The sequence below is a fragment of the Rhodococcus sp. 14-2470-1b genome, from assembly GCF_002259415.1.
In the GTDB taxonomy this organism is placed as follows: Bacteria; Actinomycetota; Actinomycetes; order Mycobacteriales; family Mycobacteriaceae; genus Rhodococcoides.
In genome coordinates this window covers 565,010-586,369 of the sequence record NZ_NPFY01000011.1, presented here as the reverse complement: position 1 = coordinate 586,369, position 21,360 = coordinate 565,010, and the positions used below count along the sequence as shown (strand labels likewise).

Genomic DNA, 21,360 nt, shown 5'->3' with positions numbered 1-21,360 from the left:
GTCGGTGCAGTCCATGCGTCCTACCGCGGACGGTCGGTCGTGAAACTCGAACCGCGACCCCAGACGAACCACACGATCGTCCCCAGAAACGGGAACGCCAGCACGATCAGGACCCAGATCGCTTTGCCAGCGGTCGTGTAGTTCTTCGACTGCAGAATGCTGACCAGGGCGGCGACGAACAACGCGAACGCCGCGACGACAAGGATCAGAATCAGAACCCCGAAACCGAGCCCGAAAACCGTGGTGGCCGTGTCGTCCTGCGCGCTGAGTTCCAGCAACATCGAACGTTCCTTTCGTCGAAGCGGTGATGTGCACTCCACCCTACGAACGCGGGAGCCGTCACACATCGTCGTTGCGATGTACATTCCGTACGCCTTCGGAACGACTCGACCCCGACCTCGGGTGCTGTGGCACGATCGGACGAATGGGGCGTGACGACTTTCTGGCGGCCATCGGAACCAACCCTGTGGTCGTCGAGATCCTCGAGCGTGGACCAGAACTCGGGTTCACCGACTGGTATCTGACGGCAGGTGGCCTGTTCCAGACCGTCTGGAACCACGTCACCGGTTCCGATCCTCGAGCCGGCATACGCGACTACGACTTTCTCTACTACGACGGCACGGACCTGTCGTACGAATCAGAGGATCGCGTCATTCGACGTGCGGAAACTCTGTTCGCCGATCTGGGAGTCGACGTCGAGGTGCGCAACCAAGCCCGCGTTCATCTCTGGTACGAAGATCGCTTCGGCGCACCGGTGAAGCCGTTCCGGAGCACGGAGGACGGAATCGACCACTTCGTGTCCACCACCTGCTGTTTCGGGGCACGCAGCGAGAACGACGGAACGACGACGGTGTACGCACCGCACGGATTCGACGACGTGTTCGCCGGGGTGATCAGGCCGAACCCGCTCCTCCCGATGCGGCACGTCTACGAGTCGAAGGCCGCCCGGTGGACGTCGATCTGGCCGCATCTGACGGTTCTCCCGTGGCCGGAGTAGATGCGCTGTCCTACCCGTAGAAGGTCGCCGGGTCGAGGCCGTCGATCGGCAGCCGAGCCGCATCGGCGTCGGGCGAGGTACTCACCCCGCGCAACTCGATCGCCGACACCGGGCGCTCGTCCATGCGTCGAGCAATCTCGAAGAACACCGCGAGCACGTGCACACAGGGACGAGTTCGTTGCGGGCAGTCGCAGTCGGCGGTCAGCTCGTCACGACTCGGACCGGCGGGCATGCCTGCCTTCGACCAATCGGCGTGGACTGAATCCGGCACGTCGCCGGCGGGTAGACCGCGCAGCGCTGCTCGGGCAGACTTCGCAGCGTCGTCCGCCCAGATTGGACAGTGCAGGCTGACGTGCTGGTCACGCGCCCCGAACACGGTTGCCGTGATCGACCCGGCCGCGATAACGACGTCGCCGACCTTGTCGTTTCGGACCAGTGATCGAGCCCGAGGAAGCGCGGGATTCGGTCGGGTGATGGACGTCGGCTGCGCCAGCCGTACCCAGTCACGCCCCCACGCAGTGACTCCGAGATCGTCACTCATCGGCCTGCTCCGATCTCGAGCAGCTCGCGAAGCTGACCGTCCGACAGTTTCGCCAGATCGCCACCGATGTCGAGCGCCGCTTCGCTGGTCGCGATGTCCGCGAGGTCACGCTTGTGTCCGTGCATGTCGTCGATCGACTGCTCGAGGGTTCGTTCGGTGAGCAACGTGTGCACCGTGACGGTCTGCGTCTGCCCGATTCGGTGGGCGCGATCGCTCGCCTGGCTCTCCACGGCCGGGTTCCACCAGCGATCGAAATGAACGACGTGGGACGCACGAGTGAGGTTGAGGCCGAACCCGGCCGCGCGCAGACTCAGAATCAGAATCGGTGGGCCGTCGCCCGATTGAAAGTCGTCGACCATCGTCTCGCGGGCCGCGGTGGACAGACCGCCATGCAAGAACGGCACCGGATGTCCGGTGACCTCGTCACCGAGATGACGGGACAACAACTCGCCGGTTCCGCGATACTGGGTGAACACGAGCGCCGCCTGCCCGTCGTCGACGATCTCCGACAGCATCTCCGTCACCCGATCGAGTTTGCCTGATCTGCCCTGGATTTCGGCGCCGGTGCCGTCGACGAGCTCGGGATGATTGCAAATCTGTTTGAGGCGAGTGAGCAACGTCAGGATCCGTCCCCTGCGTCCTATCCCCGTCCCGAATCCTTCGGTCAACGAGCTGTCGAGGTGACGCCGATACAGCCGCTCCTGCTCCTGGGTGAGCGTGCAGACCACCGAATTCATCACCTTGGCAGGAAGTTCGGGCGCAACATCGACCTTGCGTCGCCGCAGAATGTGCGGCCCCACGAGCTCCCGAAGCCGGCCGGCGGCGGCATCGGACCGCTTCTGCTCGATGGAGACGACGAAGCGGCGACGGAAGCGCGCGCGTGCTCCCAGAACGTCGGGCGATGCGAACGCCATCAGGGACCAGAGTTCGTCGAGTCGATTCTCCACCGGAGTACCTGTCATCGCGATGCGCAGTTGCGCCTGCAGCCTCCTGGCCGCGCGCGCCTGTTGCGAATCGGAGTTCTTGATCTGCTGTGCCTCGTCGAGAACCACTGTGTCCCAGCCTGCTTCCGTGAGCAGTTCCGCATCGCTCCGGAGCGTCGGATAGCTGGTGATCACAACGGAACCCGACCGAACGTGCGCGAGGCTCCGCATCCTCGACGGCCCGTGATGAACGTGAACCTCGACACCCGGCGCGAACTTGGCCAGTTCCCGAGCCCAGTTGCCGACCAACGACGTCGGGCACACGACCAGATGCGGCGCGGCGCAGCGCAGTGTGAAGACCGCGATCGCCTGCACAGTCTTTCCCAGGCCCATCTCGTCGGCCAGGATTCCGCCGCCGCTCGCTGCAACGGCATTCATCCACGCGACGCCTGCCCGCTGGTAGGGCCGGAGTTCTGCCCGCAGAAGCGTCGGCTCACCCGGCTGCCGATGCAGCGCTGCGTCGACTGTGGACATCGCGGACCAGATCGTCGTCGTGTCGAGACCGACCGCCGCGTGTCCTGCAACCGGGAGCGACGAGACAAGTCCCTCCACGTTCCCACCAGCCGCGGCCACCACTGCAATCCGCGCCCAGACCCGCAGCGACCGACTCGCGTGATCTCCCGGTCGCCACGTGGTGAGCGCAGTGAGCGCGTCCTGCGTGTCCACCAGTGCAACCGGAACCGACCGCGCGTGCACCGATTCGGCGGCGGCGTCGGGCAAAGCGATGGTCAACGACGCCGGAGTTCCCGAAGGTAGTCCGGCCTCGGCGGCGTCATGAGAGGGCGCGTCCGTGCCCCACCACACGAACTTGTCCAACTCGATCGAGTAGCACGCTTGCAGTGTTCCGGGGAGGCTCGCATCGACCGATGGTTCGTCGGTTCGGACGTCTACCGTCGTGGAAATATTCGTGACCTCCGGTCAGGGCACTGTGAGGTCCGACAAACCGCGTCGGACCCAACCTGGTGGGCGGTGAGGGATGGCGGGTTCCGATCGTTCGGTGATCGGCAGTGGGACAGCGCGGTCTGCCACCATCCGTCGGTTGAAGACCGTCGAGAGTAGACCGAAGTGCCGAAGTGTGCAATAACCGATCTGCGCGGCCGGTGTACGTCACTTTTCTCGCATGTCACAGAGTTTCTCGCAGCGATGTACTTACCTGCCGAGTGCCCATATAACTCTTCCTATGAACAATCCCTACACACCCGAGTCGGGCGAGGTGCCGGGGGAACTGGCGGGACGCGAGAAGTACCGATCGGCGTTCATCACTCTGCTCGACGGCCTCGAACGCGGTTACACTGCACGATCGCAGCTGATCACCGGCATGCGCGGCACCGGTAAGACCGTACTGCTTCGCGAGTACGTCTCGATCGCGCGGTCGAGACGATGGGCGATCGTCGACATCGATGCGGTCCGACGAGACGACGACGGATTCCGACGACAACTGGCCTTCGAATGCCGCAGTGCCCTGCTGGCCGTGTCCGCGCGCGGGCACTGGGGATCGGAGGCCAAAAGAGCGTCCGGTGTGCTCGGCTCGTTCGCCTCCGTGCTCGGACCGAGCAGTCCCCTCACCGCGGATTGGACCGAGACGACGCCCGGAGCAGCCGACACCGGACAGTTGGCCGCGGACACGACGGCGACCTTCCTGGCGCTGGGAGAGGCCGCGCGTGCCCACGACACAGGCATCGTCTTCGTGATCGACGAGCTACAGCGGCTCACCTCGGCACAGCTCTCCGCACTGATCGACGCGTTCCATCGTTGCTACCTTCGCGAACTGCCGCTCACGGTCGTCGGTGCAGGGCTCACCGATCCCGTCGACGAGATACCAGAGGGCGCGCAGCCGCCGAACCGACCGACAGTGGACGAGGTTCGATCGCGCGCGGACCGCCTGTTCGAATTCCCGGTTCTCGGCGCTCTCGCCGACGCCGATGCCGCCGCGACGCTGCGCAGCGGAGGGTCGTGGACGGACGGAGCGGTCCTGGCCGCGTCGACGATCACCGGGCGATTTCCGGCGTTGCTGCACGCCCTCGGATTCGTCGTCTGGGACGCGCAGGATAGTGACGCCGTCACGGAGGCCGACGTCGAGACCGCCGTCCCCGAATACCAAAAGTTCGTGGACAAGACATTCTTCCGCCGAAACCTCCCTCGTGTCGGCGAATTGGACCTCGCATACCTGCGCGCCGTCGTTGATGCTCCCGCCGAGATCGACACCGCACGAGCCCTCGAACGCACCGTCGCGCAGTGCGCGGAGACGCGAGCGGGACTGGTGAACAGAGGGCTGCTGCACATCACGAAGAACAACGAATCGGTCTTCACCACACCGCACTTCGAGAGTTTTCTGCTACGAACGATGCCGACACTGGAAGTACCTGCCCGCAAACAGCGCCGACGACGCTACGACCCGTGAACGGTGTCACCGGTCGAATTACTCGTCCGGGTCCTCTACTTGGCAGAAACGCAGCACGTTCGACGACGGATCGATCACGGTCACCGTCGGCCCACCCGGCGCATCGGTGTCCAGACCCGGCCGCATCGACCGATACTCGGCGGCGTCGAGCTGCCGATGGAACGCCCGAATGTCCTCAACCGGAATCCACACGACAGTCCCCGGTGTTCCATCTCCATGATGCTCCGACAGATCGAGCACCGAACCGGAACGACGAACCCTCATGTACAACGGCATCCCGGGCTCGAACCTGTGCTCCCACTCCACGTCGTAACCCAGATAATCGATGTAGAACGCGCGCGTAGCCGCGTCGTCGAACATGCGAAGAATCGGGATGCTCGGGCCCAGAGCGATGCCTGCGTCAGCGGGCCGTTTCTTCCACTTCACGTGCACTCACCTCACGTTCGCGTCGCCGAGACAACAGTACAAGCTTCTCGGCATGTCACGTCGAGCGCGGGAATCCGCCCGCTCTATGCCCCGCTCCTGCCGGCGACGGCGACGATGGTCTCGGCCAGTTCACCCGTGGCCTGATCCGGGGACAGGTCACCCGTCACCGCCGCACGAGACAGCGCCTCTGCCGCGCCGAAAATCGCGGTGATCGAGGGTACGGACACCCCCGTCGACGACTGGACGAACGGGGCGAGAATCTCGCGGCATCGTTGCGAATAAGCCTGGTCTGCAGCGCGTTTGACCTGTTCCAGCTCCGGAGATCCTTCCAGGGCAGCGAGTACTCCGGTGAGTTCGCGGCCCTGCGCGAGCGCGCACCCGACGTACGAGTTGGCAATGGCCGCGGCCCGGCCGTCGAGCGTCGCTTCTGCGTTGTCGAGGTACTCCTCGAGCATGGCCGCCTGACGGTCGTCGAACTCCTGGAAGAGCGCGGCCAACAGCACTGCTCTGGAGGCAAAATGGCTGTACACCACGGGTTTTGCAACTCCCGCCCGTTCCGCGAGCCGGCCGAGAGTGAGGGCGTCGGCGCCCTCTGCGCGGACGAGCGCCCACGACACCTCGATCAATTGGTCGTACCTCTCGGCACGCGACAACCTGGTCCGAGCCATCCACACACCTCCTTGCGCTATGTACCAACAGTAACCTACCTTTGGTACATAGCGTTCTTCGCCCAACGAAAGGATCTCCGTGAGCAGCCTCGTCGTAGTCTCCCATTCCGACCCGAACTCCCTCACCCACCACGTCGCACGTTCGACCATCGACGCGCTCGTCGACGCGGGCGACACGGTGGAGTTCGCAGACCTCGCCGCCGAGAACTTCGACCCCCGCTTCACCCGGGCCGACCTGGACCTCTTCCGCGGAACCGGAACCGTGGGCGCCGATATAGCGTCCGAGCAGGCCCGCGTCGACCGTGCGGACCACCTCGTCCTCGTCTTCCCCATGTACTGGTGGTCCATGCCCGCTCAGCTGAAAGGCTGGATCGACCGCGTGTTCATCAACGGATGGGCCTTCGACGACAGCCCCGACACCGGGTTCGTCAAGAAACTGGGTCGACTCACCATGCACCTCGTCGCCGTCGCAGCCGACGACGCCGACAGCTTCGGGCGCCACGGCATCGACCAAGCCTTCGCCATCCAGATCGAGCGCGGCATCGTCGAATACGTCGGCGCAACACTCGGATCCTCGACCTTCCTCCACGAATCCGAAACCAAGAGTCGCGAAACCCTTGCTGCCGAGGTGAACGTCATCGCCGACGCTATTGCAACCCGAGTGTCAGGGCGTGCCACCGTCGATGCATAGGGGTCAGGGGCTGGGCAGCGGCATGAATTGCCCGATACTTCGCCTGTTCGACGGGATCCGCCGATTCGGCCGCGTATCGAGCAATCCGTGTCGGGCCCTTTCACGGGCTGATGTGTTTCACTGATCAGGTGACCACGTTCGTACAGCTTCGGTGGCGGCCCTGAACCCGCGGCCCTGACCTGTGCACTCCTTCGGCCGCCTCATGTCGGCCGACGATTCTCACCTGCACATCGCGTTCGTGGTCGACGCCCGAGGTGGCCCCCATCCCGAGAGGACCACCCCATGACCCTCGACGTAGTGATGACCGCCAGATCGTTCGACGAATATCGTGCGATGTTCGGCCTGACCGACTCCGATCTGTCCCGTCGCATCCTCGACTGCCCTGCGGGCGCCTCCGGGTTCACCTGCGAGGCAACCGACCGCGGAGGCGACGTAACAGCCTGCGACGTGGCGTATTTCGCGGACGACCCGGAGGAACTCGCGTCCGTTGCACTGTCCGAGACTGATCGCGGGCACGCATACGTACTCGCGCACGCCGACCACTACGCATGGACGTTCTTCGCTGGACCCGACGAACACCGACTCGCCAGACACACCGCTGCGCAACAGTTTTCGGCCGATATAGAGCGGCACCCCGGCCGGTACGTTCCCGGGCGGCTACCGTCGTTGCCGTTCAGCGATGCCAGCTTCGATCTGGTGCTCAGCTCCCACCTACTGTTCAGCTACGCCGACAGCCTCGACGTCACGTTCCACCTCGACACGATCGTCGAACTCATGCGAGTCACGTCCCACGAGCTGCGAATATTTCCGCTCGTCCCGGTCGGGTCGTCGGAGCCCTATCCTCGGCTCGTCGAGTTGCTCGACGAACTGCGCAACCGAAACATTCACTGCCGCACAGCAGACGTCGACTACGAGTTCCAACGGGGCGCCACACAGATGCTCGTGTGCCACCACGGCCCATCCGGCTAGACACCCAGCGCGGCGATCAGCCCCTCGCCATGTCCACGAAACGCGACAGGTGCAGCTGGTGAGCCACCGTGATGGTCGCCGTCGGACCGTTACGGTGCTTACCCAGAATGAGGTCGGCCTCGCCGCCACGGGGGTCGTCGCGCTCGATGGCGTCGGGGCGGTGCAGGAGGATCACCATGTCGGCGTCCTGCTCGAGCGATCCGGACTCACGGAGGTCGGACACCATCGGCTTCTTGTCGGTGCGCTGCTCAGGACCACGGTTGAGCTGACACACGGCAACCACCGGGCATTCGAGTTCCTTGGCGAGAAGTTTGAGCTGACGGGAGAAGTCCGAGACTTCCTGCTGACGCGACTCAACCTTCTTGCCCGACGACATCAGCTGAAGGTAGTCCACGACAATCAACTTCAGACCGTTGCGCTGCTTCAGACGCCGAGCTTTGGCGCGAATCTCCATCATCGTCAGGTTGGGGGAGTCGTCGACGAACAGCGGCGCCTCGCTGATCTCGCTCATCCGTCGAGCAAGCTTGGTCCAGTCGTCGTCCGTCATCTTTCCCGAACGCATGTCACCGAGCTTGATCTTGGCCTCCGCCGACAGCAGACGCATCACGATCTCGGTGCGGCTCATCTCCAGCGAGAAAATGACACTGGGCATACCGTGCTTGATCGAGCACGACCGCATGAAATCCATACTCAGGGTCGATTTGCCCACACCAGGCCTCGCCGCGACGATGATCATCTGACCAGGGTGAAGACCGTTCGTGATTTCGTCGAGTTCGGCGAATCCGGTGGGCACACCGAGGGAGATACCGCCGCGACTGGCGATGGAGTCGATCTCGTCCATCGTCGGCTGCAGCAGCTCCTCCAGAGGGAGGAAGTCCTCGGAGGTACGACGCTCGGTGACCTCGTACACCTCTGCCTGCGCACGATCCACGACCTCGGCGACGTCCTGGCCGTCCGAACCCGCGTACCCGAACTGCACGATGCGAGTGCCGGCCTGCACGAGCCTGCGCAGGATCGACTTCTCGGCCACGATCTCCGCGTAATAACCGGCGTTCGCCGCAGTAGGAACAGTCTGCGTGAGCGTGATCAAGTACGGAGGACCCCCGATCCGCTTCAGGTCACCGCGACGATCCAGCTCCGCCGAGACAGTCACCGGGTCAGCGGGCTCTCCACGGCTGTAGAGGTCGAGAATGGCGTCGTACACGCTCTGATGCGCCGGGCGGTAGAAATCGCCGGGACGGAGCACCTCGAGCACGTCGGCGATGGCGTCCTTGCTGAGGAGCATGCCGCCCAGCACCGACTGCTCCGCAGCCATGTCCTGTGGGGGTTGACGACCGAAATCTTCGCCCGGGGCTTCACTGGGCGGCGGCTCGGAGGAGTAGTCCGATTGCCCTCGATCGTCCACAACTGCCACGTGAAGTCGACCGTCCTTTCCCCGTACGAAACCTCGCAGCCGACTACCGCACGACTACGTACCGACACAATTTCTACCCCTCGCCACCGACAAGAATCCCGCACGCGCACCAGCGATCGGGCGCTTCCGTGCGTCACCCCTTCTGCCGGTGGAGACACGCTGCTGGGACGTTAGGCGTAATCGTTTCCCGTCACAACACAGCCTGTGGATGAAACTGTGGATCGAATGTGGATAGTGCTGAACAACCGTGTTGACCATCTGGGGATAACCTGGGTATAACTTTCCGAATATCGACCATTTCGCCAGCTCAAAGGGTGTACATAAACTTTCTGTCCTGTGTATGAATTATTGCGCGGCGTGTCGCCCAAGTTGACAACTCGGGCGTGTTGAGTAAATGCGAAGTGAACAAACCAGTGATTCACGTCACAGTGTCTGGGAACACTCACAAAACCAGGCGTCAGCCCGGTTTCGCCGCATTCCTCCCGATTCTGCACCCGCCCACTCCACCCCACTCCGCCCGTAACACCCCGCCGTGCACCGCACCGTCCCCGCCCCGGACCGAAAGTGAGCTCCAGTCAGTCAGACGGACCAAACGGCACGTTCGCTCACGAAGCCGGGCCAACCACACACGCCCCCATCCGGACCCAATGTGGCGTTCGGTCACTCTGAGTGACCGGACGGTACATTCGGTCCGAAATGGGGGCGTGGAGCGTGGGACGGGACAACGGCCCGAGGGCCGAGCGGGTTAGACGGGCCGAGCGGGTTAGACGGGCTGAGCCTCGGCTGCATCGAGGACGGTGATGTCCTTGGTGCTGATTTGGAGGACGCGGGCGGTGGGGATGTCGAAGAAGAGCCCTGTGACCCGCAGTTTGCCCTCTGCGGAGGCGCGGCCGACGACGCGGTGTCGCGTGAGGGTCTGCAGCTGCACGGCGACGTTGACCATGGCGAGTTGGTCGCCTTCGGAGAAGCCGAGTTCTGCGGCTGCGCGTCCGACGGGGTGACCGCTGCGGTAGGCCTCTAGGCTTGCGAGGCCGTGTTCGAGCCATTCGACGACGCGTTCGTCGCCTGCTTTGTCCGGTCCGGCGAGGACAGCTTTCATCGCACCACAGCCGGAGTGACCGCAGACGACGACGGAGCTGGTGCCGAGGACGTCGACTCCGTAGGCGAGCGAGGCTTCCACCGAGGTGTCCTGACCCTGTGCCGGAATCATGTTGCCCATGTTCCGCACCGTGAAGAGGTCGCCCGGTCCGCTGCTGGTGATGGTGTTGGGCATGACCCGCGAGTCGACGCAGCACAGGAAGAACGTGTCCGGGTCCTGGAATTCGGTGAGACCCTGCAGGTGGGGTTTGATGGCCTCCGCGTGTGTCCGGTGGTACTCGGCGACGCCGGACAGGACCGGTCGCAGTGCGGGTGGGTTGTCGTCGACCGCACTGTCTTCCTTCAGCTGCCATGCCGACCACGGGGCCAACGAGCCACGGACGCTTGCGAGTCCGCGCTTCGGCGGTGCTTCGGCTGCGGCTGCGAGCGAGGCGGATCCGTTCTCTTCGATCTGCACCGTGCCGCCACCGAGTTCGTGCTGACGCACCCATTCGTGCAGATGTTCGTGCACTGCGTGGTCGAGGAAGTCGACGGCGAGTTCCATGTTGACTTTGGAACCGCTTGGTACGGAGGACAATACGTGGGTCAGGCGAGGAAGCGACAGGAAGCTCAGCGAACCTTGCATGTGTACACGCCAGGAACCGTCGACTGTCTCGTCGGCGTGCACGTGCGCCCACACGACGCGTCGCAGAACCAGGAAGATGGCGAGCGCCAATCCGATGAGCACGCCCTCGAGCAGGTTCAGTGCGACCACGCCGAGAACGGTGACCGCGTACACCGCGATGTCACCCGTCTTGCGGGCAATCCTGATGTCCGCCAACTTGATCAGCTGTACACCGATCATGACCAGCAGACCGGCGAGTGCGGCGAACGGAACCAGTTCGACGACCGAGATGAAGAGAACGGAGAAGACCAGGATCCACAGACCGTGCAGGATCGCCGACGCACGCGACTTGGCTCCGGCCTTGACGTTGGTGGAACTGCGCACGATCACACCGGTGACGGGGAGACCACCTGCGGCGCCGGAGACCATGTTGGCCGCACCCTGCCCGAGCAGTTCGCGGTCGAAGTTGGTGCGCGGTCCGGTGTGCATCTTGTCCACCGCGACGGCGGACAGCAAGCTCTCCACGCTGGCGATCAGTGCAATGGTCAGAACACCGGTGGCAACGCCTGCCCACTGGCCTTCGGGAAGCGCGGGGAGGCTCAACGCCTCGATCAGGTTGCCTGGCAGGTCGATTCGTTCGACGTTCAGATCGAGAACGACGGACAAGCCGGTAGCCGCTACGACAGCCACGAGCGCACCGGGCACCTTCGCCACTGCGCCCGGCAGCCTCGGCCACAGCAACATCAACGCGATGACGACGCCACCGACGAGGATGGACGGCCACTGGCCGTCGGCAACCGACGTGGGGATGGCCAGCAGATTCTCGACCGCCGAGCTCTCGGATTCACCACCGAGCAGAACGTGAATCTGTTGCAGCGCAATGGTTACACCGATTCCGGCAAGCATGGCATGCACCACCACCGGTGAGATGGCCAGCGCGTGGCGGGCAATTCGGCTCAGACCCAACAGGATCTGGACCGCACCTGCACCAACGGTGATGAGGCACGTTACGGCCCAACCGAATTGATTGACGAGCTCGGCCACCACCACGGTCAGACCTGCGGCCGGCCCACTGACCTGCAGCGGCGATCCACCCAGTGCGCCGGCGAGAATGCCGCCGATCACGGCTGCGATCAGTCCGGCCATCACGGGCGCACCCGATGCAACTGCGATACCGATCGAAAGTGGCACCGCCACAAGGAATACGACCAGCGATGCCGGTACGTCGAATTTCAGAATGCTCCCGATCCGAGATGGAGACTCGGACCCCTTCGTTGATGACTCGCTGTCCGATGAATCTTTGTCGACTGTCGTGGTCACGGCAGTTCCTCCGGGCGTCTAGGCGTCTGGTCGGTCGTTTGCGTGTCGCGTACGCACATCTGTGTGCTTCTGTCGCCCCTCGTTAAAGGGTACGCAAACCTTCGGTCACACGCCCGCGATGAGAGCCTCCTCACAATTGAAAACCGTTGCCGCAGTGTATTTTTTGTGACAAACCACGAAAAAAGCCCCACGAACCAAGGTTCGTGGGGCTTTTCCCAGCCGTATCGGGCCAGAAGCTTGAATCAGCTTCCGACGACCTCCAGCTTGAACTTCGCAGCCACATCGGGGTGCAGGTTCACGACGACGTCGTGCTTGCCCGTTGCCTTGATGTGAGCCTTGGGGAGATCGATGCTGCGCTTGTCGACGACCGGTCCGCCGGCTGCCTTGATGGCAGACGCGACGTCCGAGGCCGTTACGGAGCCGAACAGCTTGCCCGAGTCACCTGCGGTCTTGACCGACAGAGAAACCGACTCGAGGCCTTCGATGGCCTGCTTGAGCTCGTTGGCGTGCTCGAGGCCGCGAACGGCGCGAGCTTCCTGAGCGCGGCGGATGCCTTCGACCTGCTTCTGAGCTCCGCGGGTGGCCTGAATGGCCAGTCCACGGGGCAGCAGGAAGTTGCGGCCGTATCCGTCCTTGACCTCTACGGTGTCGCCGGGCGCACCGAGGTTGTCCACATCAGCGGTGAGGATCAGCTTCATGATGATCGCTCCTTTCTTATCGTGCCGTCGCGGCGTAAGGCAGCAGAGCTACCTCACGCGAGTTCTTCACGGCAACGGCCACGTCACGCTGATGCTGGACGCAGTTGCCGGTGACTCGACGCGCGCGGATCTTTCCGCGGTCGCTGACGTACTTACGCAGCAGCGTCGTGTCCTTGTAGTCGATCTGTGTGTTCTTTTCCTTGCAGAAGGAACACGCCTTCTTCTTGAGCACCTTGTCGCGCAATGGCGGTTTCGGCATGGTCTTTCTCCGTTACGTCTGATTGTTCTCGATCACGAAGGATCTAGAACGGAGGCTCGTCGTCCCCACCGCGAGACCCACCGAAGGAGCCCGACGCCTGCGGGGCACTGCCCCAAGGGTCGTCTCCACCGGAATTCGATCCCGAGTTGGAGTTCGAGCGTCCGCCGCCCGATCCACCCGAGGAACCACCGAAGCCGCCGCCTCCGCCACCTCCACCACGATTGGCTTTGTTGACCTTGGCGGTGGCGTAGCGAAGCGAAGGACCGATCTCGTCGACTTCGAGCTCGACAACAGTCCGCTTCTCGCCTTCACGCGTTTCGTACGAACGCTGCCTGAGCCTGCCGGTCACGACGACGCGTGCCCCTCGGGTCAAGCTCTCGGCCACGTTCTCCGCAGCTTCACGCCAGATGTTGCAGCGCATGAAGAGTGCGTCTCCGTCTTTCCATTCGTTGGACTGACGGTCGAACGTGCGCGGTGTGGACGCAACGGTGAAGTTGGCCACGGCCGCACCGGCCGGGGTGAAACGAAGTTCTGGATCTGCCGTCAAGTTCCCGACGACGGTGATGACGGTCTCGCCTGCCATGGTTCCTCTTTCAGTAGTAAGTCTTTGTTGATGCCAGCCTAGAGGCGAGCAACGACAATTACTTGCCCTGTCGCAGGACCTTCGTGCGCAGAACGGACTCGTTGAGTCCGAGCTGGCGGTCGAGCTCGCTGACGGTGGCAGGCGCGGCGTTGATGTTCACAACGGCGTAGATGCCCTCGGCGTGCTTGGCGATCTCGTAGGCCAGACGACGCTTGCCCCAGACGTCGACCTTGTCGACGCTGCCGCCGTCCTTGCGAACGACGTTGAGGAACGTATCGAGCGACGGAGCGACAGTGCGCTCGTCCAGATTGGGGTCGAGAATGACCATCAATTCGTAATGACGCATAAGACCTCATCACCTCCTGTGGACTGAGTGAAAACGGCCACGGACGATCCGTGGCAGGAGGGTCGTTGCGTCAGCAACCCTTGGAGGGTACACGGCCATGCCCTGACCTGCGAAATCAGACGACGGTTCCGACGACCGCCTCGGCTCGTCCTAGGCTTACCTCATGCATCCAGGTGGACGGTCGTCTCGTGGGCGTCGCCTGCCATCGGCCGCCGCGTCGACGTCGACGATGATCGTCCTGGTCGCGTCCTGTGCGCTGACGTTGATTCTCGGCTACCTCAACAAGGCCAGATGTGCCGTGGCGCCGTTCTACGACAACGGCCGGAGCACGACGTTCGACGCCGTCAAGGACAGTTGGGTCTGCTACTCGGACATTCAGTTCCTGTGGCTCGGCCGCGACATCGACAACCACGTGTTCCCCTACCTTCACGGTGCGATCACCTCCAACGGAGTGTTGACGGGTGGAACGGTCGAGTACCCCGTGCTGAGCGGGGTGTTGATGTGGCTCGGCGCAGTACCGGCCCACACCGACGCCGAGTTCCTGCTCTACACGGCTCTGCTTCTCGCGCCGTTCGGGCTGATCACGGCGTGGATGCTGGGCCGACTGGCGGGGAAGTCCGCATTGCTGTGGTCGGTGGGTCCGCCGTTGATCATGTACGCGTTCCACAACTGGGAACTGCCGGTGGTCGCGACGGCCGTCGGCGCAGTGTTCGTGATGAGCATGCGGATGTCGTTGCGGGTGAAGGCTGTTCTCGCGGCGGTACTGCTGGGAGTGGGTTTCTGTCTCAAGCTGTACCCAGGCGCCTTCGTTCTCCCGCTCGCCGCCTACGTCGCGTACGGCGGTGCGACGGGCCGAGTGCCTGGAACCAAGCTGGACATCCGCGGCGCGCTGTCCGTGCTGGCCGCCGCGGCAGCGACCGTCGTCGTCGTCAACCTTCCCTTCGCGGTCCTCGGATACGAGGGCTGGAAGGCCTCGTTCGCGTTCCAGAGTCTGCGACAAGCCGACATCACCACGAACTCGATCTGGTACTGGGGTCTGCGGCAACTGTGGGTGACCGACGCGATGACGGCGGAAAGTCACGAGCAAGCCGAGACCGCGTTCCAGAACACCGTCGACATCCTGTCGCCCCTTCTGGTGTTCGCGGCGTTCGGTCTTGCGCTGTGGATCGGTGTGCGACGCGCGAGTACCGAGCACGTGTATCCGTGGGTGGCTGTCAGCGGATCGATGCTGTGCGGATTTCTGCTGCTCCACAAGGTCCATTCGCCTCAGTACACGTTGTGGCTCATCCCGTTCTTCGTACTGCTCCGGGTCCCGTGGGCTCTGGTCGCCGCCTACCTGGTGGCCGATCTGTCGATGGGCATCGGCGTCTTCCGATACTTTGCCGCGCTCGCCCAGGGCACCGATGCAGGCACCGAGGAATTCTTCGTCGAATTCGGTGTGTGGGGTCGCGCCGTACTGCTGGTCGTTGCGTTCTTCGTGTTCGCGCGAGCGCGGCCGCGCTTCGATGCGTCCCGTTCCGGCAGCGACGTCCCGGCGCCCGACGTTCCCGCCTCGTCGACGACGTCGACATCCGCTGCTCCCTGACCGAGCTCCCTGACTTCTCCCCGTTCCACACCACTGACGTAACGAACCGGTCGCGTTGTTCGACATTCGACTCAGGCAGCCGAGTTCACCTCGGTTGAAACATCAGAGGTGGGGCAATGACAGTGGTTCCGGGGGCGACGACACCGCACATCGCGGCAGAGACGCGGCCGTCGACAGCGACGCAGCCAGTGGCAGTACAGCAATCAGCGCCGACGTCGATGGTCGCCGACACAGTGCGCGACACCACGACAGCTCGCCGACGGATCGGCCTGGTCGAGGATCACGAGTCCGTCGCGGTCGGTCTCCGCGCGATTCTGTCCGGCGAAGCCAATCTCGAGCTCGTCGCCGTGACCACCACCGTCGACGAGCTCGTCGGACTCGGCCAGCGGCTGGATCTCGTCGTCCTCGATCTTCGGCTGGGCGACGGTTCCTCACCGAGGTCCAACGTCGAGAAGCTGCACTCCGTCGGCGTGCAGGTCCTCGTCTACACCGGTGCCGAGAACCCGTTCCTCGTACGCTCCGCTGCGAGGGCGGGCGTGCTCGGCGTCGTCCGTAAGTCGGAACCCGCCGCCGCGATCGTGTCGGCCATTCGCCGGGCAGCGGCGGGCGGCCAGGTGGTCACGACCGATTGGGCCGCGGCCATCGACGGCGATCCGCATCTTCCCGACGTCGGACTCAGCCCACGCCAACGCGAAGTCTTGGCGCTGTACGCGTCCGGGGAGAAAGCTGCTCGCGTCGCCCGGCTGGCCGGGTTGTCCGAGCAGACGGTCAACGACTACCTCGTGCGTATCCGAAACAAGTACGCCGAGGCAGGCAGGCCCGCACCGACCAAGACCGATCTCTACAAGCGGGCGGTCGAAGACGGCTGGCTCCCGATGCCGGAGCCACCGAACCAGAATTGACGGCCACCGCGCCTGTGCGTCATCTCGGTCACAGTGCACGCCGTGTACATGGTTGTCGTTTCAATGCCCCTAGTTTTCAGGGCAGACAAACCTGGCAGTCAACTGTGAAGATCATTTACGCGAATGGTTGTGCCAGACCACAACCGCTGGAACCTCGGGGAGAATTCACATGACAGTCAGCATCGACGCCTCAGCTTTCGACGCTTCAGCCTTCGACGCTTCGGCCTCGAGTACGGGCAGCGGGCTCGGCACCGCAGTCCCGCGACGGACCATGTCTCTCGTCCCACCGCCCATCCAGCTGCCTCCGACCGGCGGATCGCGCGCAACCGGACCGTTTCTCCCTCGGCCCATGCTCACCCAGCGCGAGATCGAGGTGCTCACCGGCTGGATCAAGTGCGACTCCAAGGTCGAGGTCGCGAAGTCGCTGTTCCTGTCGCTGGGAACCGTCAACACTCATCTCACTCGTATTCGCGCGAAGTACGCCGCTGTCGGCCGTACTGCGTCCACCAAGGCGTCACTCGTTGCCCGTGCCCTGCAGGACGGCCTGATCGACATCGCCGATCTCTGACGCCCACCGTCTGCCGAGCTCACGAATCAGCACAGCTCACGAATCAGCACAGCTCCCGGAACGGCGATCCCGGGAGATACTGATCCCATTCCTCCCGGGTGATCGTCGATCCTCCACCGGCGCAGATCCTTTCGACCACGTCCTCGGGATCGGTCCGCCACACTCGTAGGTCCTTCTCCGGTCCACCGCCGATCACTGCGGCGCCGCCGGCGGTGAACACGGCGTCGTTGACGCGGTTGCCGTAGGCGGTCAGCGTGGCGAACGTCGTCGGATCGAACGGGTCGGAGATGTCCCACATCCACATCGACTGACCGTCGACGCCTGCAACGAGTCTGGTGCCACTCGGATCGAACGCCACCGAATACACCGCCTCCCGCGGACCGACGATCTGGGCGACGTGGCGCGGGGTCGTCGGATCGGCGACGTCCCACAGCCGGAGCGTGTGGTCCGCACTGCCCGCGGCGAGCATTCGCCCGTCGGGTGAGAACGCTGTTGCTTGCGCGTCGCCGGAGAAGCCCGCGACGGTCGACACCTTGACCGGGGCCGCCGGGTCGCTGACGTTCCACAGTTCGACTTCGTCGTTCAGCGTCGGAACAGCCAGAGTTCGTCCGTCCGGACTGAAGGCCATGACCTGCGGATTTTTGCCGACGTCGAAGCCGGACAGCCGTGTGGGCCGTGACGGATCGCGAACGTCCCAGAGTTCGACGTCAGGTGTGTTCTGCGGGGACACGGCCAGCAGATCACCGGTACGGGTGAAGACCAACACGCCTACGAGCGAGTCGACGGCGGCGTGCGGGGTGCCGAGCGGAATCGGATTCTGCGGCGCCCGGACGTCCCACAGTTGGAACGCTCCCGACGATGTGCCGCCTGCGGCCAACGATCCGTCCCACGACAGTGCCGCCGCACCCGTCAGCGGGTCGCCGGTGGTCGGGGACAGCGGGCGCTCGGACACGATCGGTCGGTCCGGATCTGTGACATCCCACAGCCTGAGGCCGTCGCCGCGCGAACCGACGCCGGCGAGGACTCGTGTTCCGCTGCCGTCCGTCGGGTTGATGAAGACCGTGTCGGTCTGTCCTGGCATCACCGGTCCCGGCAGCGGCCACACGCGGGTGACCCCGTCCTGCCCCGCCGTGATCAGAGCGGAATCGTCCGGTGCGTAGTCGACCGACATGACCACCGTCGATCCCGGCAATGTTTCACGTAGAACACCCGTCGCGGCGTCCCACGTCTTGATCGAGTTGTCGGAACTGACGGCGGCGAGTTCCGATCCGGTGCCGTCGAATGCCACGTCGTTGACGTAACTGGTGAAGCCGGTCAGCGGTGTCTGTCCGGCGAGGCGACCACCGGGTTCGACGGTCCAACGCGCCACGTCTCGACCTGTCGTTCCTGCAGCGATCGTGCGACCGTCCGGGGAGTACGTCACCGACAGGTAGTCGTAGGTGCCGCCGTCCGACGGAATCTCGAAGGACGTCGTGGTCAGCGCCGGCATCTCCCACACCTGCAACCCACGAGCCTTGCCCGCCGTGACCAGCGCCGTTCCGTCGGGCGAGAACGCCACGGCATTCACCGGGACCGACGTCGCCGGAACGACGGCGAGAGTGGGCGCCGCCGGGTCGGCCACGTTCCACACCGAGACGGCACCGTCGCCGGACACCAGGGCCAACGACGATCCGTCGGGAGCGAATGCCATCGATTTCGCCGTCGTCGCCTCGTCGCCGACGGCTGACAGGAGCACCGGCGAATCGACGTCGGCGATGTCCCACAGGCTTGTTCCCGACGCACCCGATACCGCGAGAGTCCGGCTCGTCGGCGCGAACTCGACGGTGAGCGCGCTGCCCGGTTCCCCGACATCGATGGTCCCGCGAGCCCGAGCCGGTGCACCGAGCGACCACAACCGGACCGTACCGTCGGCGCCCGCAGCGGCGAGAATCTGACCGGTGGAATCGACTCGGGCAACGGTCTCGCCCGATACGCCGGGAAGCCGGACGGGAGCATGCACCGCGGACGCGTCGAGCAGCGCCGATCTCGCCGCCGTCGCCGGATCGATCTCGTACGCGGCAAGTGCCAGATGCACCGACAGGCCCGGGTCGAGCGTGCGGAACCGCTCGGCCGAGCCCGCCAACTGACCCGCCAACGCTGCTTCGGCCTCGACACGCCTGTCGTCGGCATCGCTGCTCGCCGAGAACGCGACCACCGCCGACACCACCGCCACGACCGTCAGCACTGCCAGCGCCGCCGTCAACACCTCGAGCACTCTCCGACGCCGGCGCCGCTGAGACTCGGTGTGATCGACTCGCCTCTCGCTCGCGGCGAGATAGTCCCGTTCGACGACGTTGAGGTCGCCCTCCCGATCGCCCTCGGCGAGCGAATCGTGCAGGGCATCGAGGCGACTCGCGGGCAGAAGCACCGTCGAATCGCGCCCACTGTGATCCCACAGCACCGCAGCGTCGGTGAGGCGCCGATGCACCAGATGCCACTGCCGGTCACCGTCGATCCACCGGCGAAGCCGATCCCATGCCGTCAGCAGTACCTCGTGTGTCACCGATACCGAGTCCTCCTCGACGGTGAGCAGACGCGCCGCTGCGAAACGCTCCACCACCACGTCGACGTCGGCGTCGGTGCCTTCCCCGCGGAGAAGTTCACCGCTGTCCACGCGTCGACGCGTCAGGACGTCGTCCTCGATGTTGACCAATCGCACGAAGACCAGGGCGGCGGCGTTCTGCTGAGCCGGGTCGAGGGACGAGTAGACGGCCTCGGCGGACTGGCCGACAGCCCCCGGTATCCCGCCGGTGGAGAAGTAGTCGTCGACGGTCATCGTCGGACCCGTCGCGGTCGACCACGTCGCGAGCAGTGCGTGCGACAGCATCGGGAGTGCACCCTGATCGTGGGCGAACACCGTGCCCGACGGCTCCATCTCGGACAACAAGGTCCGAAGCAGTGCGTCGTCGACGCCGATTCCGGCCTTGCGCGCGGGCTCGACGATGGCGTCACGCAGCTGGTCCGGACGAAGGCGACCGAGCACGATCGGATTGTCGACGAGGCCGAGCCTCAGGACGTCCTCGGCCACCGCGTTCTGATAGAAGTCGGCGCGCAGACCCATCACGACGACGGCACCCGCCACAACCTTCAGCTGCACCGCAGCCAGAACGGCGTGCCGCCGATCCGAGCCGGCGAGCGTCCACAACTCCTCGACCTGGTCAAGGACCACGACACTGCCGTCCGTTCGGTCCGTCGGATCGAAACTCGTGGTTGCCGTCGCCACCCAGGCTTCGATGCCGGACAGTCCCGTGTGCACCCGAGCACCGTTCACCCCGGCGCCGCCGAGCGATGCCGCCAAGCCCGCCCGCAGTACCGACGACTTACCCGATCCCGACGCCCCGAGGACGAAGACGACCCCGCCCCCGTCGTCGGCGACGCGACGTACCTTCTCGCTGAGCTCGGCGACGACGTCGGACCGCCCGAAGAACCATTCCGCGTCCGACGCCTCGAACGATTCGAGGCCCTTGTACGGCGCCCGGCTGCGGTCGGGGCGCTTGCCCGACGCGGGTCGCACCCGGACGACGGCGTCCCACCACAGAGCGCGTTCGTCCGCGTCGCCGACGCCGCACTCGCGGAGGACCCTGTCGAACATGTCGGCGCTGGCGTCCATCGGAAGGTGTTGGCCGGAGAACCATCCGCTGATGGTGCCGTGGAGGGCACCGGACAGCTTCACCAGTTCTCGATACGTCTTGCCCGAGTTCTCCCGCACCGAGCGCAGGCCTGCGGTCAGTTCGGCCTTGGTGGTGATGGTGCGGGGATCGGGCTGCACCGCTGTCATGGCGGAACTATAAGCGAACGGTCGGTTTTACGGTGGTCGAAGCGGGTTCCGGTGTATTGACCTGTACGGACCCCCTGGTTGGACTGGCCAGACCGCCGTTCCGGCTACAGGATCGGACCACGGCGGTCGGGCGTCATCGATGGTTTTTCAAGTCCGGGATTCTTCTCGTCTGGGGGTAATTTTCCGTGTTCGTTGCACCGATGCGTACGCAACCACCGACGTCCGTTTCACCGATCGGAGAACGTAGTAAGCACGTGTATCGCAGACCACCGCTCAGCGCGCGGGAAGTGGAAGTGATGATCGCCTGGTTCGCGTCGGACTCGAAAACCGTCGCGGCCGCATCCGTCCACATCTCCGTGGGAACCATCAACACTCACCTGACCCGGATTCGTCAGAAGTACTCCGCCGTGGGCAGGCCTGCACCGACGAAGGCCGCCCTGTTCGCGCGTGCGCTACAGGACGGCCATACGAAGCTCGACGATTGGTGAGG

General features: G+C 64.5%; 20 protein-coding genes. 8 read left to right on the top strand and 12 right to left on the bottom strand.

Annotation, left to right across the window (positions count from 1 at the left end):
• Positions 1-20 precede the first annotated feature (20 nt).
• A complete protein-coding gene (locus CH293_RS09790; protein ID WP_019665173.1) occupies positions 21-281 on the bottom strand; it encodes a PLD nuclease N-terminal domain-containing protein in 261 nt (86 codons plus the stop codon).
• A 143-nt stretch (positions 282-424) separates the two neighbouring features.
• Here CH293_RS09790 and CH293_RS09785 point away from each other — a divergent pair, with 143 nt between their 5' ends.
• Entirely contained in the window at positions 425-997 is a 573-nt protein-coding gene (locus tag CH293_RS09785; RefSeq protein WP_094720060.1) for a nucleotidyltransferase family protein, read from the top strand.
• Positions 998-1,007: 10 nt separating this feature from the next.
• On the opposite strand, the gene CH293_RS09780 is transcribed toward CH293_RS09785, so the two are convergent.
• Together CH293_RS09780 and CH293_RS09775 are read right to left on the bottom strand one after the other, a co-directional pair.
• Complete coding sequence (locus CH293_RS09780; RefSeq protein ID WP_037109764.1) at positions 1,008-1,538, bottom strand: SWIM zinc finger family protein; 531 nt, start codon at positions 1,536-1,538, stop codon at positions 1,008-1,010.
• The gene (locus CH293_RS09775) at positions 1,535-3,337 is read right to left on the bottom strand and encodes a DEAD/DEAH box helicase (protein WP_094720061.1); all 1,803 of its coding nucleotides are present in this window, start codon (positions 3,335-3,337) and stop codon (positions 1,535-1,537) included. Before CH293_RS09775 ends, CH293_RS09780 begins: the two co-directional genes overlap by 4 nt.
• A gap of 364 nt (positions 3,338-3,701) precedes the next feature.
• Between CH293_RS09775 and CH293_RS09770 the strand changes: the two genes are divergently transcribed.
• Positions 3,702-4,922, top strand: coding sequence for an ATP-binding protein (locus CH293_RS09770; RefSeq protein ID WP_094720062.1), 1,221 nt, complete (start codon positions 3,702-3,704; stop codon positions 4,920-4,922).
• Positions 4,923-4,940: 18 nt separating this feature from the next.
• Here the strand turns inward: CH293_RS09770 and CH293_RS09765 are convergent, their stop codons facing one another.
• Both CH293_RS09765 and CH293_RS09760 read right to left on the bottom strand, forming a co-directional pair.
• Positions 4,941-5,348 carry a glyoxalase superfamily protein gene (locus tag CH293_RS09765; RefSeq protein WP_255122783.1) on the bottom strand — a complete coding sequence of 136 codons (408 nt, stop codon included), beginning with the start codon at positions 5,346-5,348 and terminating at the stop codon, positions 4,941-4,943.
• Positions 5,349-5,431: 83 nt separating this feature from the next.
• Positions 5,432-6,016, bottom strand: a complete 585-nt coding sequence (locus CH293_RS09760; RefSeq protein WP_037109774.1) for a TetR/AcrR family transcriptional regulator — start codon at positions 6,014-6,016, stop codon at positions 5,432-5,434.
• Positions 6,017-6,095: 79 nt separating this feature from the next.
• Here CH293_RS09760 and CH293_RS09755 point away from each other — a divergent pair, with 79 nt between their 5' ends.
• Positions 6,096-6,707 (top strand): NAD(P)H-dependent oxidoreductase, encoded by a 612-nt coding sequence (locus CH293_RS09755; protein ID WP_094720064.1) that lies wholly within the window; start codon positions 6,096-6,098, stop codon positions 6,705-6,707.
• Positions 6,708-6,989: 282 nt separating this feature from the next.
• Positions 6,990-7,676, top strand: a complete 687-nt coding sequence (locus CH293_RS09750) for a methyltransferase domain-containing protein (protein ID WP_094720065.1) — start codon at positions 6,990-6,992, stop codon at positions 7,674-7,676.
• Positions 7,677-7,692: 16 nt separating this feature from the next.
• On the opposite strand, the gene dnaB is transcribed toward CH293_RS09750, so the two are convergent.
• From dnaB to rpsF, 6 genes are all read right to left on the bottom strand, one after another.
• On the bottom strand, positions 7,693-9,090 hold the full coding sequence (gene dnaB, locus CH293_RS09745) for a replicative DNA helicase (RefSeq protein ID WP_027498586.1): 1,398 nt from the start codon (positions 9,088-9,090) through the stop codon (positions 7,693-7,695).
• Positions 9,091-9,853: 763 nt separating this feature from the next.
• Positions 9,854-12,040, bottom strand: a complete 2,187-nt coding sequence (locus tag CH293_RS09740; RefSeq protein ID WP_369597560.1) for a SulP family inorganic anion transporter — start codon at positions 12,038-12,040, stop codon at positions 9,854-9,856.
• 314 nt (positions 12,041-12,354) lie between these two features.
• On the bottom strand, positions 12,355-12,810 hold the full coding sequence (rplI, locus tag CH293_RS09735; RefSeq protein WP_019665162.1) for a 50S ribosomal protein L9: 456 nt from the start codon (positions 12,808-12,810) through the stop codon (positions 12,355-12,357).
• 16 nt (positions 12,811-12,826) lie between these two features.
• A complete protein-coding gene (gene rpsR, locus CH293_RS09730; protein ID WP_019665161.1) occupies positions 12,827-13,069 on the bottom strand; it encodes a 30S ribosomal protein S18 in 243 nt (80 codons plus the stop codon).
• Between the two features lie 43 nt (positions 13,070-13,112).
• Positions 13,113-13,652 carry a single-stranded DNA-binding protein gene (locus CH293_RS09725; RefSeq protein WP_019665160.1) on the bottom strand — a complete coding sequence of 180 codons (540 nt, stop codon included), beginning with the start codon at positions 13,650-13,652 and terminating at the stop codon, positions 13,113-13,115.
• Between the two features lie 58 nt (positions 13,653-13,710).
• Positions 13,711-13,998 carry a 30S ribosomal protein S6 gene (gene rpsF, locus CH293_RS09720; RefSeq protein ID WP_026347802.1) on the bottom strand — a complete coding sequence of 96 codons (288 nt, stop codon included), beginning with the start codon at positions 13,996-13,998 and terminating at the stop codon, positions 13,711-13,713.
• A gap of 229 nt (positions 13,999-14,227) precedes the next feature.
• On the opposite strand from rpsF, the gene CH293_RS09715 reads away from it, so the two are divergent.
• The 3 genes from CH293_RS09715 to CH293_RS09705 all read left to right on the top strand — a co-directional run bounded on the left by CH293_RS09715 (position 14,228) and on the right by CH293_RS09705 (position 17,053).
• The gene (locus tag CH293_RS09715) at positions 14,228-15,583 is read left to right on the top strand and encodes a glycosyltransferase family 87 protein (RefSeq protein WP_094720067.1); all 1,356 of its coding nucleotides are present in this window, start codon (positions 14,228-14,230) and stop codon (positions 15,581-15,583) included.
• A 218-nt stretch (positions 15,584-15,801) separates the two neighbouring features.
• Positions 15,802-16,485 (top strand): response regulator, encoded by a 684-nt coding sequence (locus tag CH293_RS09710; protein WP_176459964.1) that lies wholly within the window; start codon positions 15,802-15,804, stop codon positions 16,483-16,485.
• Positions 16,486-16,654: 169 nt separating this feature from the next.
• A complete protein-coding gene (locus tag CH293_RS09705; RefSeq protein ID WP_037109786.1) occupies positions 16,655-17,053 on the top strand; it encodes a response regulator transcription factor in 399 nt (132 codons plus the stop codon).
• A gap of 43 nt (positions 17,054-17,096) precedes the next feature.
• Here CH293_RS09705 and CH293_RS09700 read toward each other — a convergent pair whose 3' ends face one another.
• Positions 17,097-20,870 (bottom strand): hypothetical protein, encoded by a 3,774-nt coding sequence (locus CH293_RS09700; RefSeq protein ID WP_094720069.1) that lies wholly within the window; start codon positions 20,868-20,870, stop codon positions 17,097-17,099.
• Positions 20,871-21,070: 200 nt separating this feature from the next.
• Between CH293_RS09700 and CH293_RS09695 the strand changes: the two genes are divergently transcribed.
• Positions 21,071-21,358: a LuxR C-terminal-related transcriptional regulator gene (locus tag CH293_RS09695; protein WP_052059261.1), complete on the top strand. Its 288-nt coding sequence runs from the start codon at positions 21,071-21,073 to the stop codon at positions 21,356-21,358.
• Positions 21,359-21,360: the final 2 nt, after the last annotated feature.